This is a genomic window from Rhodobacteraceae bacterium IMCC1335, assembly GCA_039640495.1.
Taxonomy (GTDB): domain Bacteria; phylum Pseudomonadota; class Alphaproteobacteria; order Rhodobacterales; family Rhodobacteraceae; genus Thalassovivens.
In genome coordinates this window covers 1-15,373 of record CP046864.1, presented here as the reverse complement: position 1 = coordinate 15,373, position 15,373 = coordinate 1, and the positions used below count along the sequence as shown (strand labels likewise).

Genomic DNA, 15,373 nt, shown 5'->3' with positions numbered 1-15,373 from the left:
CAAAATAATGATGGCAATATATGGACCGCTGCGGCTGATCTTGGATATCGCGTTTTTCATCATGATTGTGCATATTATCATGAGCTGGTTGATCAATTTTCAGGTTTTGAATTTGCACCAGCCAATGGTGGCGCAGATCTGGCAGGGGATAAACCGCCTATTAGAGCCAATTTATCAGCCTTTGCGCCGGGTTTTACCCAATACCAACCCGTTGGATCTGGCGCCTTTGGTGGCCTTTGTAATCATCATTTCTTTACGTGATTACATTCTTCCTGAGCTTTTACTGCGCTAATGGCTGCCTTTTAAACCGGCGCTCTGGCAGCGCTTCAAGCGCGCAGCTCCGCCCCAAATTTCAGGTGATGAATGGTCAACCCTCAAACGCTTTTACGCGATGTGTTTGGATTCGATGCGTTCCGCCCCGGGCAGGAAGACGTGGTTGAGGCGGTTGTTGAGGGGCATAATGTGTTGGCCATCATGCCCACGGGTGGCGGTAAATCCTTATGCTTTCAAATTCCCGCTTTGCTGCGTGAGGGCGTTACCTTGGTGGTCTCGCCGTTGATCGCTTTAATGCGCGACCAAGTGCGCGGATTGCAGGCGGCCGGCGTGGCTGCTGGCGCGTTAACATCGGGGCACACGCAAGAGGAAACCGATAGCGTATTTCAAGCTTTGGCTGCGGGTCAGCTAAAGCTGCTTTATCTGGCCCCCGAACGTTTGGCGTCCACGGCGATGCAAGCGGCTTTAAAGCGCTCTAATATCGCGCTGATCGCGGTAGATGAAGCGCATTGTGTAAGCCAATGGGGGCATGATTTTCGCCCCGATTACTTGCGAATTGGTGAATTGCGACGGGTGTTGAACGTGCCCGTTGCGGCCTTTACCGCAACCGCGGATCGTGACACGCAGCAAGAAATTATCGAACGATTATTTGCCGGATCGCAACCGCAAGTGTTCCTGCGCGGGTTCGACCGGCCGAATATTCATTTGGCCTTTACAGCAAAAGACAGCCCGCGGCGGCAAATTTTAGATTTCGTAGCCCCTCGCAAAGGCCAATCGGGTATCGTCTATTGCGGTACACGGGCCAAAACCCAAGCGTTATCTGCAGCATTAAATGAGGCAGGGCATCGGGCGTGTTACTATCATGGCGCAATGGAGGCAGAAGATCGGCGCATTGTTGAGGGACGCTTTGCAAATGAAGACGGGTTGATCGTGGTGGCGACGGTGGCGTTTGGCATGGGCGTGGATAAACCAGATATCCGCTGGGTGGCGCATGCGGATTTGCCCAAATCAATCGAAAGTTATTATCAAGAAATTGGCCGCGCCGGCCGCGATGGCGGACCGGCCGAAACGCTGACGCTCTATGGCCCTGAAGATATCCGTCTGCGTCGCGCGCAGATAGATGAGGGGCTGGCCCCGGTTGAGCGCCGCGCCGCCGATCATGGCCGATTGAACGCGCTATTGGGCCTGGCAGAGGCTTTGATCTGCCGCCGCCAAACATTGCTGGCATATTTTGATGAGACCACGCCGCCTTGCGGTCATTGCGATCTTTGTGATGCACCCCCGGATCGTTTTGAGGCCACCGAAGCGGTGCGCAAAGCGCTATCAGCAATATTGCGCAGCGATGAGCGCTTCGGGGGAGGCCATGTTATAGATATTTTATTGGGTAATAAGACAGATAAAATATGCGCCCATGGGCATGACTTCCTAAGCACGTTTGGCGTGGGCAAAGAGTTTTCAAAATCCCAATGGCAAGCCATATTTCGCCAGATGATGGGCCATGATTTGATCCGCCCCGATAGCAGCCGCCATGGCGCTTTACGGATGACCGATGCTGCTTTGCCGCTGTTGCGCGGCGCGGCCAGCCTAACCTTGCGGGCGGATACGGTGAAATCGGCGCCGCCCGCCCGGCGCGTCAAAGCTTTGGTCAGCGAAGATGATGCACCTTTGCTCTCGGCCTTAAAGGCCAAACGCCGCGCTTTGGCCGAGGCTGCGAATGTACCCGCCTATATTATTTTCAACGATAAAACGCTGATTGAAATGGCGGAAACCCGCCCCGCTTCGCTGGATGATATGGCGCGGATTAGTGGCATTGGCACCAAAAAACTGGATCGTTTTGGGCAAGATTTCTTGCAGGTCATTGCCGGAGAGGCGGCGCATATGCACCCTCAGAGGCGTAAATTGGCGGGGCGGCAGAATGGCGTTGTGTTTGATCGCCTTTTGGCAGTGCAAGCCAATCTGGCGCGTGGCGAAAGCGGGATTGAGAAACCGCTCAGTTGTTCTGCCGGATTATTGGCGAAGGTGGCCAAGCTGCCGGGGTCTAATCCAGAGGCGCTCAAACAGCTCTTGGGAGAAAAGCGTTATCAACGATTTGGCGAGGCTTTTCTGGAAGTTTTGCTAGAAAGCCCCTAAATAGAGAATAAGAGAAATTGGAGGCCTGCCATGTTGATCGTTGTTTCCCCTGCTAAAAAACTTGATATGACCCCGCGCGAGGATTTGGAGCAGTCGCAACCGATATTCCCCGAACAAGCGGCAGATTTGGCACAGGTTGCCGGCGCTTTATCGCAAGCTCAATTGCAAAAACTGATGGGCATCAGTGAAAAACTGGCGCAGCTTAATCAAGAGCGCTTTGCCAATTTTGGCCGGCAGGCGCGCAGTGCTGCGGCGTTTGCATTCGCCGGCGACACCTATCAAGGCCTTGAAGCCATGAGCCTTGATGCGGAGGAGCTACGCTGGGCGCAAGCGCATCTTCGGATTTTATCCGGCCTTTATGGTCTTTTGCGCCCTTTGGATGCCATCGAGCCCTACCGCCTAGAAATGGGCAGCCGTCTGAAAACGCCGCGCGGAAAATCATTGTATGAGTATTGGGGCGATCGTATTTCGCTGGCGCTGAACGCGCAGGCCGAAAAAACCAACGCCTCGGTTTTGGTGAATTGCGCCTCGCAAGAATATTTTAATGCTGTTGATCAGACGGCGTTGACTTTGGATGTTGTGACGCCGGTTTTTATGGAATCTACGGATAAGGGGCCCAAAATCGTAAGCTTTTATGCCAAAAAAGCCCGCGGTGCGATGGCGCGGTTCATTATCACCCGCCGCCTGAGCGCGCCGGAAAGCCTGCGTGATTTTGATCTGGGCGGCTATGCCTATCAAGCGCAGCTTTCCAGCCCAGAAAAACCCGTGTTTCTGCGCGGGTGAACGCGCAAAGATCGGCAAGGTGACAAGCGCAGCTTGGGCGCGTATAACCGCGCGAATCGGTCTTTTCGCGAAGGAAATACACTATGGTTTTGCAGGTTTTCGGCCATAAATCGCCCGACACAGATAGCACGGGATCGCCGATCATATGGGCTTGGTATCTCAATGAGATTCAGGGTATTCCGGCGCAAGCAAACCTGTTGGGAGAGCCCAATAATGAGGCGCTTTTTATGCTCGAGCATTGGCAGCTTGAGAAACCTAAAATTATCTCAGAGATTGCACCCGCAGCGCCTGTGATAATCGTCGATACCAATAACCCTGCAGAATTGCCCGATGCAATCAATCAAGCCGATATTCGCGCTGTGATTGACCATCATAAACTGGTGGGTGGCCTTGAAACCAAAGCGCCGATCGATATTACCATCCGCCCTTTGGCCTGCACAGCCACGATCATGTATGATTTGATGGGCGCTGATGCTGCAAAAATGCCGCGCGCTGTCAAAGGCGCGATGCTGTCGTGCATTCTCTCTGATACGCTGGCGTTTCGCAGCCCAACAACCACCGATCATGATCGCGCCTTAGCCGAGGCTTTGGCCAAAGAGCTTTCTGTCAATCTAAGCGATTATGCTGGTCAAATGTTTGCAGCAAAATCGGATGTGTCGGCTTTTTCAGATGCTGAATTGCTGCGCATGGATAGCAAATCCTTTCCGGTGGGCGATCAGACCTTTCGCATCTCGGTGTTGGAAACCACTGCACCGCATGTGGTGCTGGCGCGCAAAGCGGCCTTGATGGAGGCGATGGGCCGGGTGGCGCAAGAAGATAATGTGGATCAGGTGTTGTTGTTCGTTGTCGATATCTTGGCCGAAGAGGCCACGCTTTTGGTGCCGAATGAAGCTATTAAATCTGTTGCGGAAAAGTCTTTTGACGTTTGCGTCGATGGGGATAGCGTGGTGTTGCCCGGTGTGATGAGCCGCAAAAAACAGATCGTTCCCCAATTAACTTTATAAGATTGATTCTGGCGTTTTTACGCCCCGCTTAAAATGAAAGAGCGCAAAAATGTCTCAGATTATTCAAAACCTCAGCGAAATTTCTGATCAATATGAGGCGTTATTTGTCGACCTTTGGGGTTGCGTTCATAATGGGGTTGAAGCTTATCCTGCAGCCAATGAAGCGCTGATCGCTTATCGGCAACGCGGTGGAAAGGTTATTTTGGTCACAAATTCACCGCGCCCGCGCAGCTCGGTGGCGAAGCAAATCAAAGAATTTGGCGTGTCGGATCACGCGTGGGATAGCATTGCCACCTCTGGGGATAGCGCCCGCGCCGCGATGTTTCAGGGCGTGGTGGGCGAGGCGGTTTATTTCATTGGAGAGCCGCGCGATAAAGCCTTTTTTGAGCCGCTCAAACTGCTTGAAAACCCGATGCAGATCACCTGTGTCGCGCTAGATCAGGCCAGTGGCATCGTTTGTACAGGGCCCTTTGATTCGAACGCAGATCCTGAAGTGATATTGCCGCAGCTTGAGATCGCGCGTGACAAAGGCCTAAAGTTTTTATGCGCCAATCCGGATATTGTGGTGGATCGCGGCGCGCATCGCGAATGGTGCGCGGGCGCATTGGCGCAGCTTTATACGCAAATTGGAGGGGAAAGTCTGTATTTTGGCAAACCGTTTGCGCCGATTTACGATTTGGCGTTTCGCCGCTTAAAGGCGCTGGCAACGGATATTTCCCCCGCCTCTGTGTTGGCGATTGGCGATGGCGTGCAAACCGATACCAAAGGCGCCTCAGATGCAGGGTTGGATGCGCTGTTCATCTCAGGCGGGCTTGCGGCGCGCGAAACAAAAACCAGGCACGATCCTGATCCAGCTGCTCTAGCGCAGTTTTTGCAAGCCGAAAAGCAAAGCGCAAAATACACAATAGGGTTTTTGCGCTGATATAAAGGGTTGCATATCTGCCTCATTGAGTAATAAAGTTACTCAATTGCTGAATTTTTCAGTTTAATATTACTTTGCAATTATGAGGCGGCGGATGTTGGATAACCTTCCCAGGGGTACGATTTGTATCGAAGATATCGAAATGGGCATGTCGCGCCACCTGCATAAGGTGATAAGCGACGAAGATATCGCCTTATTTGCCCAAGTCTCGGCGGATCATAACCCTGTTCATCTGGATGAGAGCTATGCGCGGGATACAATTTTTCAGGGTCGAATTGCGCATGGGATGCTGACCGCGGGTTTGATTTCGGCGGTCATTGGCGAACAGCTGCCCGGTCATGGTAGCGTTTATTTGGGCCAAAGCCTGAAATTTTTAGCGCCCGTGCGGCCAGGAGATTTGGTTTACGCCGAAGTGACTGTGTCAGATATTGACCTTCCAAGGCGCCGCGTGACTCTTGATTGCCAATGTGAAGTAGATGGCAGGCGGGTCTTGGTGGGCGAGGCAACAGTGCTTGCGCCAAGCCGCAAGTTTGACTAACACGCGCAGTGGCTTGCTTCTGATCGTTTTGAACGCTACCTGACGGGTATGAAGATTATTCGTGATTATATTTATGTTGACCCCGAAGACAAAGGCGCCAGCGTGGCGGTTGGCAATTTTGACGGTGTGCATTTGGGCCATCAATCTGTGATTGATTTGGCCCGTCAGACTGCTGAAGCCCTATCAGCGCCTTTGGGTATTTTAACCTTTGAGCCACATCCACGCAGCTATTTTGCGCCCCAAAGCCCCGCTTTCCGCCTTATGAGCTCGGAGGCGCGCGCCACGCGCCTGGCAAAGCTTAACGTTGACCTGCTATATGAGCTGAATTTTAACACCAGCCTCTCTTCGCTGACGCCGCGCGAATTTGCACAAAACGTGATTGCGGATGGTCTTGGGCTGCGCCATTTGGTGGTGGGGGCGGATTTTTGTTTTGGAAAAGGTCGCGCGGGAACGGTTGATGACTTGCAACATTTTGGTGCAGAAATGGGCTTTGGGGTCACCGTCGCGCCATTGATTGAAGCTGGTGAAGGGCAAGTGTCTTCAACCTCGATCCGCAGCGCCTTGGCCGAGGGGCGACCGTGCAACGCCGCAACCCAGCTGGGCCATTGGCACCGGATTGAAGGGATTGTGATCGGCGGCGAGCAGCGTGGGCGTGAACTTGGTTATCCAACGGCAAATATGTCACTTGAGGGTCTGCATCTGCCAAAACTTGGCGTTTATGCGGTTTTGGTTGATGTTCTGGATGGGCCTTTTCAAGGTAGCTATCACGGGGCAGCCTCGCTGGGTGTGCGACCGATGTTTGGCGAAAACACCCCTAATTTAGAAACATTTATATTCGATTTTTTCGGCGATCTTTACGGTTCAAACCTTTCTGTGGCCTTGGTTGATTTCTTGCGCCCCGAATTGAAATTTGACGGGCTGGAGGCGTTGATCGAACAAATGCAGCGTGATTGTGATCAGGCCCGAAAAATCTTGGCCGCATTATGAGCGCAGCGGAAGGCATCAAGCGCAGCGGTCTTGCCCCCAAGTTTTGGGAGGAAAAACCGCTGTCAAAATTATCTCAGGCAGAATGGGAAGCGCTTTGCGATGGATGCGGAAAATGTTGCTTAAATAAATTAGAAGATGAAGACACTGGTGAGGTTGCGCTCACGCGGGTGGCCTGCCGTTTGCTGGATGATGAAAGCTGTGGCTGCGGACAATATAAAATTCGCCATCAATTTGTGCCCGAATGCATCGTCTTGCGCCCTGATAACTTGGCTGCTCATGCCTATTGGTTACCGCGCAGCTGTGCTTATCTTTTATTGTGGCAGGGCAAACCCTTATATGATTGGCATCCTTTGATATCCGGAGACCCCGAGACGGTGCATGCGGCCGGCGTGTCGGTGCGTGGAAAAACCCTTCCTGAATTTGAAGTGGATGAAGAGTTTTGGGAAGATCATTTGTTTGAGGAGCGCGCGTGAATGTTTTTTGCGTCAGATAATCAAGGGCCGGTGCCCGAGGCCGTTTTAGAGGCTTTGCGCGTTGCAAATCAAGGCTATGCCGCCTCTTATGGCGCTGATGCGATCACCTTGGATGTTGTATCAAAAATTCAAACTCTGTTTGAGGCCCCGGATGCGGCGGTATATTTGGCCGCCACTGGCACCGCGGCCAATACATTGGCCTTGGCCTGTTTATGCCCGCCCTGGGCAACAATTTATTGCAGCCCCGTTGCGCATATCCAAGAAGATGAATGCAATGCGCCCGAGTTTTTCACCGGCGGGGCGAAATTAAACCTCGTTGGCAGCGATGATAAGCTGACGCCTGATGCGCTTGAACAGGCTATTTTGGGAACCGCGCAAGGGGATGTCCACGGTCCGCAGCGCGGGCCCGTTTCATTGACCCAAATCACCGAAAAAGGCAGGATTTATACGCTTTCAGAGCTTTCAGAGCTATGTTCGGTGGCCAAAGCCTACGATCTTCCGGTTCATATGGATGGGGCCCGTTTTGCCAATGCGATTGTCGCCTTGGGGTGCAGCGCGGCTGAAATGACGTGGCGATGCGGGATCGATGCCTTGACGTTTGGTGGAACTAAAAACGGCTTGATGGGTGTAGAGGCGGTGATCTTTTTTGATCCCAAATACGCTTGGGAATTTGAGTTGCGGCGCAAACGCGGCGCGCATTTATTTTCAAAAAACCGCTTTCTTGCCGCGCAAATGCAGGCCTATCTTGAACAGGATCTTTGGCGCGACTTGGCGCAAAAAGCAAATGATAACAGCGCTTATCTGGCGCAGGGCCTGCGCAAATCAGACGCGGTTCGGTTTCAGTATGAACCCGCCGCCAATATGATTTTCGCCTATATGCCGCGGGCTGTGGTGCAACGCGCGCGTCAGGGTGGCGCAGTTTTTTCAGTATGGTCTGGCGATATTGCGCATGGCCCTGCAGAGGAAGAGCTGGTTACCCGCCTGGTCTGTGACTGGTCGCTTGAAACATCTCAAATCGACCAGTTTCTGCGGTTGATCGCACCCGCCTGATGCTGTGGCTGTTTGCGCAGCAGACCGCCGGTCAAAAATCCAAATTGGCAACGCTTAACGCGTTGGTTTGGATGAAATCGCGGCGGGGCTCGACAACATCGCCCATCAGCTTGGTGAACAGATCATCCGCCTCGGCTGCGTCTTCAACTTTCACCTGCAACAAGGTGCGCGCATCCGGATCGAGCGTGGTTTCCCAAAGCTGGTCGGGATTCATTTCGCCCAGGCCTTTATAGCGCTGCAGCGACAGGCCTTTTTCACCTTCTTTCAAAACCGAGTCGAGCAGATCGAGCGGTCCGAAAATCACTTGGCTGCGATCTTTGCGGATCAATGTCGCGGCGCTGCCATAAATTTCTTGCAGGCTTTCGGTAAAGCTGCCGGTTTTGCGCGCTTCACCCGATCGCAACATGGGCCCATCAAGGCGGCGCACTTCTTCAACGCCGCGCAAAATCCGCGCCAAACGGATGCCATGATCTTGGGTAATACGTCCGTTCCAACCGCGTTCATATTCTGCTGCGATTAAATCGAGGCGGGCGGCAATGTTATCTGCTGTGCCTTGCAGATCCGCATCAACTCGGCCCGGAACGAAGGCGCCGGCAATCGCGGCTTGTTCCAAGATATGCTGGGGATAGTGGTTTGGAAACGCATCCAGAACGCGCTTGAGCTGGCGGGCTTCATCGACCACGCGGGCCAGATCTTGGCCGGCCAATTCCGCGCCATCTTCCAAACGTAAAAGGGCCCCATCAATACCCTGCTGGATCAGATAATCTTCCATTTCAGCCTGATCTTTTAGATAGACTTCGGATTTGCCACGACTAACTTTGTACAGCGGTGGTTGGGCGATATACAGGAACCCGTTTTCAACCAATTCGCGCATCTGACGATAGAAAAACGTCAGCAGCAAGGTGCGGATATGCGCGCCATCAACATCGGCATCGGTCATGATAACGATTTTATGATAACGCAGCTTTGAAAGATCAAACTCATCCCGCCCGATACCAGTGCCCAGCGCCATCACAAGATTGCCAATCTCTTGGCTGTTGAGCATGCGGTCAAACCGCGCCCGCTCAACGTTTAGAATTTTCCCTTTAAGCGGCAAAATGGCTTGCGTGCGCCGGTCGCGGCCGGTTTGCGCCGAGCCACCGGCGCTGTCACCCTCGACCAGGAACACTTCGGTTTTTGACGGATCTTTTTCGGAACAATCTTTTAATTTTCCGGCCAGATAATTCACATCAAGCGCAGTTTTGCGGCGGGTCAGTTCGCGGGCTTTACGCGCCGCCTCGCGGGCCAGCGCGGCCTCGATTATTTTGCCGACGATTATTTTTGCAATCGCAGGGTTTTCTTCGAACCATTCGCCCAGTTTTTCATTCATCAGCCCTTCAACTGCGGGGCGCACTTCCGAGCTGACCAGCTTATCTTTGGTCTGGCTGGAAAACTTTGGATCGGGCACCTTGACCGATAACACGCATGTTAAGCCTTCGCGGGCATCATCGCCGGTGAAATTCACCTTTTCTTTTTTCGCGATACCGCTGGATTGGGCATACGTATTGATGGTGCGGGTCAACGCGCCGCGAAACCCTGCCAAATGGGAACCGCCATCGCGCTGGGGAATGTTGTTTGTAAAGGGCAAAACCGTTTCATGATAGCTGTCATTCCACCACATCGACACTTCGATGCCGATCTCATCCCGCTCGCCTGTGATAAAGATCGGCTCGGGCATGATCGCGTTCTTGGAGCGGTCAAGATATTTAACGAATTCTTTTACACCGCCTTCATAAAAGAGTTCGCTTTTCAACGGCTCGGCTGGGCGCTCATCTTCAAGGATAATCCGCACGCCCGAGTTTAAAAAGGCCAATTCCCGCATCCGCTTTTCTAGCGTATCAAAGGAATATTCAAGGTTTGAAAAAGTGTCTGTTGAGGCCAAAAACCGCACTTCTGTGCCATTGCGGCCATTCGCATCCCCGACGATTTTCAAATGCTCAACCGTATCGCCATGCTCAAAGCGTGCCACATGCTCTTTACCGTTGCGCCAGATCCGCAGCTCCAGCCAGACCGATAGCGCATTTACCACAGAAACGCCCACGCCGTGCAAACCGCCCGATACTTTATAAGAATTGCTGTCAAATTTCCCGCCAGCATGCAGCTGAGTCATAATCACCTCGGCGGCGGAAACCCCCTCTTCCTCATGGATATCCACGGGTATTCCCCGCCCATTATCAGACACAGATACGCTGTTATCGGCATGAATTTTTACATGCACATGGTCGGCATGTTTGGCCAAGGCTTCATCGATGCCGTTGTCAACAACCTCATAGACCATATGATGTAGCCCGCTGCCATCATCGGTATCGCCAATATACATGCCAGGGCGTTTGCGAACCGCCTCTAAGCCTTTGAGAACCTTGATAGAATCAGCACCATATTCATTGGCGGCTTGATCTGTGTTGGACATTGCTGTCATCCCTTAAATTACAATCACAATATACGAGGTCTGGTAGAGAATGTCACGCCTATAGACTATATTTTGTGGCTTAAGTGAAGGGAATCACCGTTCCTACCAGGATCAGCAAGCCACCGGAAATTTGCGCGATCCGTTGCCGCGATTTCGGCGATGTGAAAAACTGCCGGCTGCGGTTTACAAGCAGGGCAACGCAGAGATTTCCCGTGAAGGGAATGCTGGCAGATAGCAGAGCGATAAGCGCCATATCCAGCGCCGTGAGCGTGTTAAAATCGAAAAACCCCGGCAGAATAGCGATGTAGAATAACATTGCTTTCGGGTTGCCAATGATCACGGCTGCACCGGCGATAAAGCCGGCCCAAGCGCCGGGTTTTATCAGGCGCGATTCCTGCGCAATCGCTTGATCTGTGCTGCGCAGCAAGGCCAGTCCCATACCCCAAAAAACCACCACAGCCACGGCTTTGAGAAGGATCAAAATCATCGAAAATTGTGTTACCAGCCAGCTGAGGCCCAAAATCGCTATGGTTGGCCACAGCAAATCCCCCACCATCACGCCAAATGCCAAAGGCACAGCCGCCGCCAAACCGCCGCCCAGCGTGCGGGCAATCAGGGCCACCCAAACCGGGCCTGGGGTGAGGAACAGTACCAAAAGCCCGCCAGTATAGAGCAGCAAGTCAATGGCATTCACAGACATAGGCTGGCCTTCCTTTGATGCTCGGCTCTTTTAGGCGGGTTTTATAAATGAGCCTGAACCGCTATCGCCAAGCTCCAACATCAACGCGGCCTCGCCCAGATCTTCGAACAATTCGGGCCCCGTACCGGTCATCCAAGCTTGTGCTTTTAGGGTGTTAATTTCAGTATAAAGCGCAGCTCGGCGCTGGGCGTCAAGATGCGCGGCCACTTCATCCAATAATAAGATTGGCGGGGCGCCGATCTGCTCTGCTAAGGCGCGCGCATTGGCCAAAATAATTGAAATTAAAAGGGCTTTTTGTTCTCCGGTTGAACATTCTTTGGCAGGCATGCCCTTGCTGAGATAAAGCGCAGAGAGGTCTGTGCGATGCGGGCCCAGCAAGCTGCGACCGGCGGCCAGGTCGCGCGCCCGCGCGCTGGCGAATGCGGCGGATAGATCTTCAACCCTATCTGGAAGCGGGCCGTTCTCGGATTGCAGCAATGTTAATTTCGCTTTTGGAAACTGGGTGCTCGCCGCGATTTGCGCGTCATGAATATACGCAAGCGCCGCTTGGCGCGCTTGCATAATGGCCACCCCTGAAAGGGCCATTTGATGTTCGAGCGCCCGATACCAATGATCATCTGTCACTTGATCTTTTAACAAACGGTTTCTTTCACGCATGGCTTTTTCATAGCTCAGGCTGTGCTCGGCATGGCTTGGAAAAAAGCTCAGCGCAATGCGATCCCAAAAGCGCCGTCGCCCTTCTGCACCTTCGATCCACAACCTATCCATCGCCGGGACCAGCCAGAGCACGCGTGTGACGCCGCCCAGCGCGGTTTGCGAGGCGATTTTCCCGTCAATCTTGGTGCTGCGCGCCGCGCCGTTTCGCAAACTTAGCTCGATCTCATGTTGACGCCCTTGCGCGGTTAGCGCGCCGCGCAGCTTCCATCCGATTTGTTCAGGGCGTCGGGCCATATCTTCGGCGCTGGCGCGGCGCAAGCCGCGCCCCGGCGAAAACAGCGATACAGCTTCCAAAATATTTGTTTTGCCAGATCCATTGGCGCCAAACAGGGCGACCGGCCGCGCATCACATTCCAATTCTAACGATTTATGCGATCGAAAATGCGACAGATGGAGACTGGTTAGATACAGCATTGCCCGCGCATGATTTCAATGGCGATGTTATGCGTTGCCGCGGGGCATGGGCAGATGCGGATCATCTTGGCCTTAAACGCGCATGGGCATAACAACATAGACCGCGCTGGCATCATCGCCCTCGCGCATCAGCGTTGGATCTCCAGAGGAATTGAACATGAAAACTGCATTCTCACGATCAACTTGGCTGGCGATTTCGAGCAAGTATTTGGCGTTAAAGCCAATTTCAAGCATCTCATCCGAATAGGCCACCGCAAGCTCTTCTTCGGCAGCGCCGCTATCTGGCGCGTTCACCGAGAGCACCAAGCGATCTTCATCCAGCGATAGTTTAACGGCGCGCGAGCGTTCGGAAGATACGGTTGCCACCCGATCCACGGCCTTTGCGAATTCAGAAGCATCCACTTCAAGCCGCCGCGTGTTATTTTGCGGTATAACCCGGGTGTAATCTGGAAATGTTCCGTCAATCACCTTTGAGGTCATGGTGATTTCGGGTGTGGCAAAGCGGATTTTGGTTTCTGAAACTGAGACCGCGATTTGCATATCATCATCGTCAAGCAATTTGCGCAATTCACCCACGGTTTTACGCGGCACTATCACGCCGGGAAGATCGCTTGCGCCCTCTGGCAAAGCCGCATCAATGCGCGCCAGACGGTGCCCATCGGTTGCCACGCAGCGCAGCGTTTGCCCGCCCTCGCCATCGGCCACATGCAAGTAGACTCCATTAAGGTAATATCTTGTTTCTTCAGTAGAAATGGCAAATTTAGATTTATCAAACAAACGGCGCAGCATCGCGGCCGGGGCTGAAAAATTCGCCGTATATTCCGAACTCGCCATGATCGGAAAATCTTCTTTGGGCAATGTGGCCAAGGAAAAGTTTGACCGGCCAGCCTCTACGTATAAACGCCCCTTGGTGGCATCATCGGCTAGCGTGACCAACGCGCCATCTGGAAGTTTCCGCACGATCTCATGCAGGGTCACCGCAGAGACGGTTGTGGCGCCCGGGCGCTCGACTTGCGCAGGCGCTTTGTCAATCACCTCGATATCCAAATCGGTTGCTCGGAAATGGACGGTGCTTTCATCGCATTCGATCAGCACATTTGCCAAAATAGGAATGGTGTTGCGGCGTTCAACAACCGACTGAGCTTGCGACAGCGCTCTGAGCAATATGCTGCGTTCAATGCTCAATTTCATATCAATTGCTCCTGTTTTTTCGAACCGTTCAGCTGCCCAAGGCAGGGCCGTGCCCAATGATTACTTACTTATTGATGCTAAAGCCAAACCCGTCAAGTGCAACCCTGTGATCTTTGCCGCGGCCAGGCGATAAACCGGGGTAGGCGCCTGTGATGGTTTAGGCTTCTAAAGTTCTGCGCAGCATTTCAAGATCTTCCGCCACTTGCCCATCCTGTATCTTGAGCTCTTCGATGCGCTTCACGCCATGCATAACGGTTGTGTGGTCGCGGCCCCCAAACCGGCGGCCGATCTCGGGAAGGCTGCGGCTGGTCATTTGTTTGGCCAAATACATTGCCACCTGACGCGGGCGGGCATAGGTGCGCACGCGTTTGGGACCAATGATATCTGACAGACGAATGTTATAATGCTCAGAGACTTTGCGTTGGATTTCTTCCACCGTGATCTTGCGCTCGGAAGCGCGCAATACATCTGCCAAGCAATCTTGAGTCAGATCCAGATTGATTGGCCGTCCAACCAAAGAGGCAAAAGCAAATAACCGGGTAAGCGCGCCTTCCAAGACGCGTACATTTGTTGATATGCGCAACGCCAGAAATTCTAATACGTTGGGCTCAATCACCAGATCGGGATAATGACTTTGATGCCGTTCTACCTTCGATTGAAGGATCCCTAAACGCAATTCATAATCGGTTGGGTGCAAATCCACCACCAAGCCGCATTGCATCCTGCTTTTGATACGATCTTCCAGATCTTTAATTTCGCCCGGGGCGCGATCCGCCGAAATGATAATTTGCTTATTTTGATCGACCAAAGCATTGAACGTGTGAAAAAATTCTTCTTGGGTGCTGTCTTTTCCGGCTATGAATTGTACATCATCCACCATCAAAACATCCACCGATCGGAACAATTGTTTGAAATCCATCATTTTGCGTTCGCGCAGCGCTTGCACGAAACGATACATGAATTGTTCTGCCGAAAGATAAAGCACGTTTAGATCCGGGCGCCGGGCTTGCAATTCCCAGGCTGTGGCATGCATCAGGTGCGTTTTGCCCAAGCCCACACCTCCATATAAAAACAGAGGGTTAAACGTAACCTCTCCACCTTCTGCAACGCGTTTTGACGCCGCATATGCCAGCTCATTTGGTTTTCCAACGATAAATGTGTCAAACGTGAAGCGCGCATCAATTGGCGCGCTTGTAAACTCTGACGAGAAACCGCCATTCTTTGTAGCGCTGGATTTTGGCGTGTCTTGGCGTGTCGGTGTGTCCAGCGGCTTTTTGATATCGGTTTGGCGCGCGGCAACTTGAAACCGAATGCGGCGGATCTGCGCCTGCGCTTCGCTGAGCTTATGTAGAATCACATCGCCAAAATTTTGTTCGACATAATTTCCCAAAAACGTCGTGGGCACATCGAACACAGCAACGTCATCTTCCACATGTGAAAAATTCAGCGGGTCAATCCAGGTTCGATAATTATTATTACCAATTGTCAGTTTGATTGAGGATTGTAAGTCGCGCCATTTTTCCGGAGTCATTTAATTTGCTTCCCACATTCCCAAGCGCCGCTCGCCACCAACTAAACCGTGGGCCTACGACTAAAAATTCACCACATCTGCCCTTTCAAAGACAGAATATTGCGAAGTCACTTCGCTATATTTTGAGGCAGAGCTAGGCTGCCATATTTTGGTGGTGTACTGTTCACACAGCATATCACCCCAGCATGAAACCAAATGGTTCCACTCACAA

The 15,373-nt window shown here is 52.6% G+C and carries 14 protein-coding genes; 9 read left to right on the top strand and 5 right to left on the bottom strand.

What is annotated here, in order from left to right:
• Window positions 1-7 precede the first annotated feature (7 nt).
• The 9 genes from GN241_00070 (at window position 8) to GN241_00030 (ending at window position 8,160) form a co-directional block, all read left to right on the top strand.
• Window positions 8-292 (top strand): YggT family protein, encoded by a 285-nt coding sequence (locus tag GN241_00070; protein ID XAT55887.1) that lies wholly within the window; start codon window positions 8-10, stop codon window positions 290-292.
• Between the two features lie 71 nt (window positions 293-363).
• On the top strand, window positions 364-2,403 hold the full coding sequence (gene recQ, locus GN241_00065) for a DNA helicase RecQ (protein ID XAT55886.1): 2,040 nt from the start codon (window positions 364-366) through the stop codon (window positions 2,401-2,403).
• 30 nt (window positions 2,404-2,433) lie between these two features.
• Window positions 2,434-3,186, top strand: coding sequence for a peroxide stress protein YaaA (yaaA, locus tag GN241_00060; protein ID XAT55885.1), 753 nt, complete (start codon window positions 2,434-2,436; stop codon window positions 3,184-3,186).
• A gap of 83 nt (window positions 3,187-3,269) precedes the next feature.
• On the top strand, window positions 3,270-4,190 hold the full coding sequence (locus GN241_00055; protein XAT55884.1) for a manganese-dependent inorganic pyrophosphatase: 921 nt from the start codon (window positions 3,270-3,272) through the stop codon (window positions 4,188-4,190).
• Window positions 4,191-4,239: 49 nt separating this feature from the next.
• Window positions 4,240-5,112 carry a TIGR01459 family HAD-type hydrolase gene (locus GN241_00050; protein XAT55883.1) on the top strand — a complete coding sequence of 291 codons (873 nt, stop codon included), beginning with the start codon at window positions 4,240-4,242 and terminating at the stop codon, window positions 5,110-5,112.
• A gap of 94 nt (window positions 5,113-5,206) precedes the next feature.
• Complete coding sequence (locus GN241_00045) at window positions 5,207-5,650, top strand: (R)-hydratase (protein XAT55882.1); 444 nt, start codon at window positions 5,207-5,209, stop codon at window positions 5,648-5,650.
• 48 nt (window positions 5,651-5,698) lie between these two features.
• Entirely contained in the window at window positions 5,699-6,637 is a 939-nt protein-coding gene (locus GN241_00040) for a bifunctional riboflavin kinase/FAD synthetase (protein XAT55881.1), read from the top strand.
• The gene (locus GN241_00035) at window positions 6,634-7,110 is read left to right on the top strand and encodes a YcgN family cysteine cluster protein (GenBank protein XAT55880.1); all 477 of its coding nucleotides are present in this window, start codon (window positions 6,634-6,636) and stop codon (window positions 7,108-7,110) included. The genes GN241_00040 and GN241_00035 overlap by 4 nt, the downstream gene beginning before the upstream one ends.
• Window positions 7,111-8,160, top strand: a complete 1,050-nt coding sequence (locus GN241_00030; GenBank protein XAT55879.1) for a low specificity L-threonine aldolase — start codon at window positions 7,111-7,113, stop codon at window positions 8,158-8,160.
• Between the two features lie 31 nt (window positions 8,161-8,191).
• Here GN241_00030 and gyrB read toward each other — a convergent pair whose 3' ends face one another.
• The 5 genes from gyrB to dnaA all read right to left on the bottom strand — a co-directional run bounded on the left by gyrB (window position 8,192) and on the right by dnaA (window position 15,162).
• Window positions 8,192-10,609, bottom strand: coding sequence for a DNA topoisomerase (ATP-hydrolyzing) subunit B (gene gyrB / locus GN241_00025; GenBank protein ID XAT55878.1), 2,418 nt, complete (start codon window positions 10,607-10,609; stop codon window positions 8,192-8,194).
• A gap of 79 nt (window positions 10,610-10,688) precedes the next feature.
• Window positions 10,689-11,309, bottom strand: coding sequence for a LysE family transporter (locus GN241_00020; protein ID XAT55877.1), 621 nt, complete (start codon window positions 11,307-11,309; stop codon window positions 10,689-10,691).
• 30 nt (window positions 11,310-11,339) lie between these two features.
• On the bottom strand, window positions 11,340-12,440 hold the full coding sequence (gene recF, locus GN241_00015; GenBank protein XAT55876.1) for a DNA replication/repair protein RecF: 1,101 nt from the start codon (window positions 12,438-12,440) through the stop codon (window positions 11,340-11,342).
• A 72-nt stretch (window positions 12,441-12,512) separates the two neighbouring features.
• Window positions 12,513-13,631 carry a DNA polymerase III subunit beta gene (locus GN241_00010; GenBank protein XAT55875.1) on the bottom strand — a complete coding sequence of 373 codons (1,119 nt, stop codon included), beginning with the start codon at window positions 13,629-13,631 and terminating at the stop codon, window positions 12,513-12,515.
• A 157-nt stretch (window positions 13,632-13,788) separates the two neighbouring features.
• The gene (dnaA, locus tag GN241_00005; protein XAT55874.1) at window positions 13,789-15,162 is read right to left on the bottom strand and encodes a chromosomal replication initiator protein DnaA; all 1,374 of its coding nucleotides are present in this window, start codon (window positions 15,160-15,162) and stop codon (window positions 13,789-13,791) included.
• Window positions 15,163-15,373: the final 211 nt, after the last annotated feature.

Excerpts from the sequence above, each read along its gene's own strand:
- GN241_00020 (XAT55877.1), bottom strand. The coding sequence starts at position 11,309 with ATGTCTGTGAATGCCATTGACTTGCTGCTCTATACTGGCGGGCTTTTG.
- dnaA (XAT55874.1), bottom strand. The coding sequence starts at position 15,162 with ATGACTCCGGAAAAATGGCGCGACTTACAATCCTCAATCAAACTGACA.
- recF (XAT55876.1), bottom strand. The coding sequence starts at position 12,440 with ATGCTGTATCTAACCAGTCTCCATCTGTCGCATTTTCGATCGCATAAA.
- GN241_00030 (XAT55879.1), top strand. The coding sequence starts at position 7,111 with ATGTTTTTTGCGTCAGATAATCAAGGGCCGGTGCCCGAGGCCGTTTTA.
- recQ (XAT55886.1), top strand. The coding sequence starts at position 364 with ATGGTCAACCCTCAAACGCTTTTACGCGATGTGTTTGGATTCGATGCG.
- GN241_00055 (XAT55884.1), top strand. The coding sequence starts at position 3,270 with ATGGTTTTGCAGGTTTTCGGCCATAAATCGCCCGACACAGATAGCACG.
- GN241_00070 (XAT55887.1), top strand. The coding sequence starts at position 8 with ATGATGGCAATATATGGACCGCTGCGGCTGATCTTGGATATCGCGTTT.
- GN241_00040 (XAT55881.1), top strand. The coding sequence starts at position 5,699 with ATGAAGATTATTCGTGATTATATTTATGTTGACCCCGAAGACAAAGGC.
- yaaA (XAT55885.1), top strand. The coding sequence starts at position 2,434 with ATGTTGATCGTTGTTTCCCCTGCTAAAAAACTTGATATGACCCCGCGC.
- GN241_00045 (XAT55882.1), top strand. The coding sequence starts at position 5,207 with ATGTTGGATAACCTTCCCAGGGGTACGATTTGTATCGAAGATATCGAA.
- GN241_00010 (XAT55875.1), bottom strand. The coding sequence starts at position 13,631 with ATGAAATTGAGCATTGAACGCAGCATATTGCTCAGAGCGCTGTCGCAA.
- GN241_00050 (XAT55883.1), top strand. The coding sequence starts at position 4,240 with ATGTCTCAGATTATTCAAAACCTCAGCGAAATTTCTGATCAATATGAG.
- GN241_00035 (XAT55880.1), top strand. The coding sequence starts at position 6,634 with ATGAGCGCAGCGGAAGGCATCAAGCGCAGCGGTCTTGCCCCCAAGTTT.
- gyrB (XAT55878.1), bottom strand. The coding sequence starts at position 10,609 with ATGTCCAACACAGATCAAGCCGCCAATGAATATGGTGCTGATTCTATC.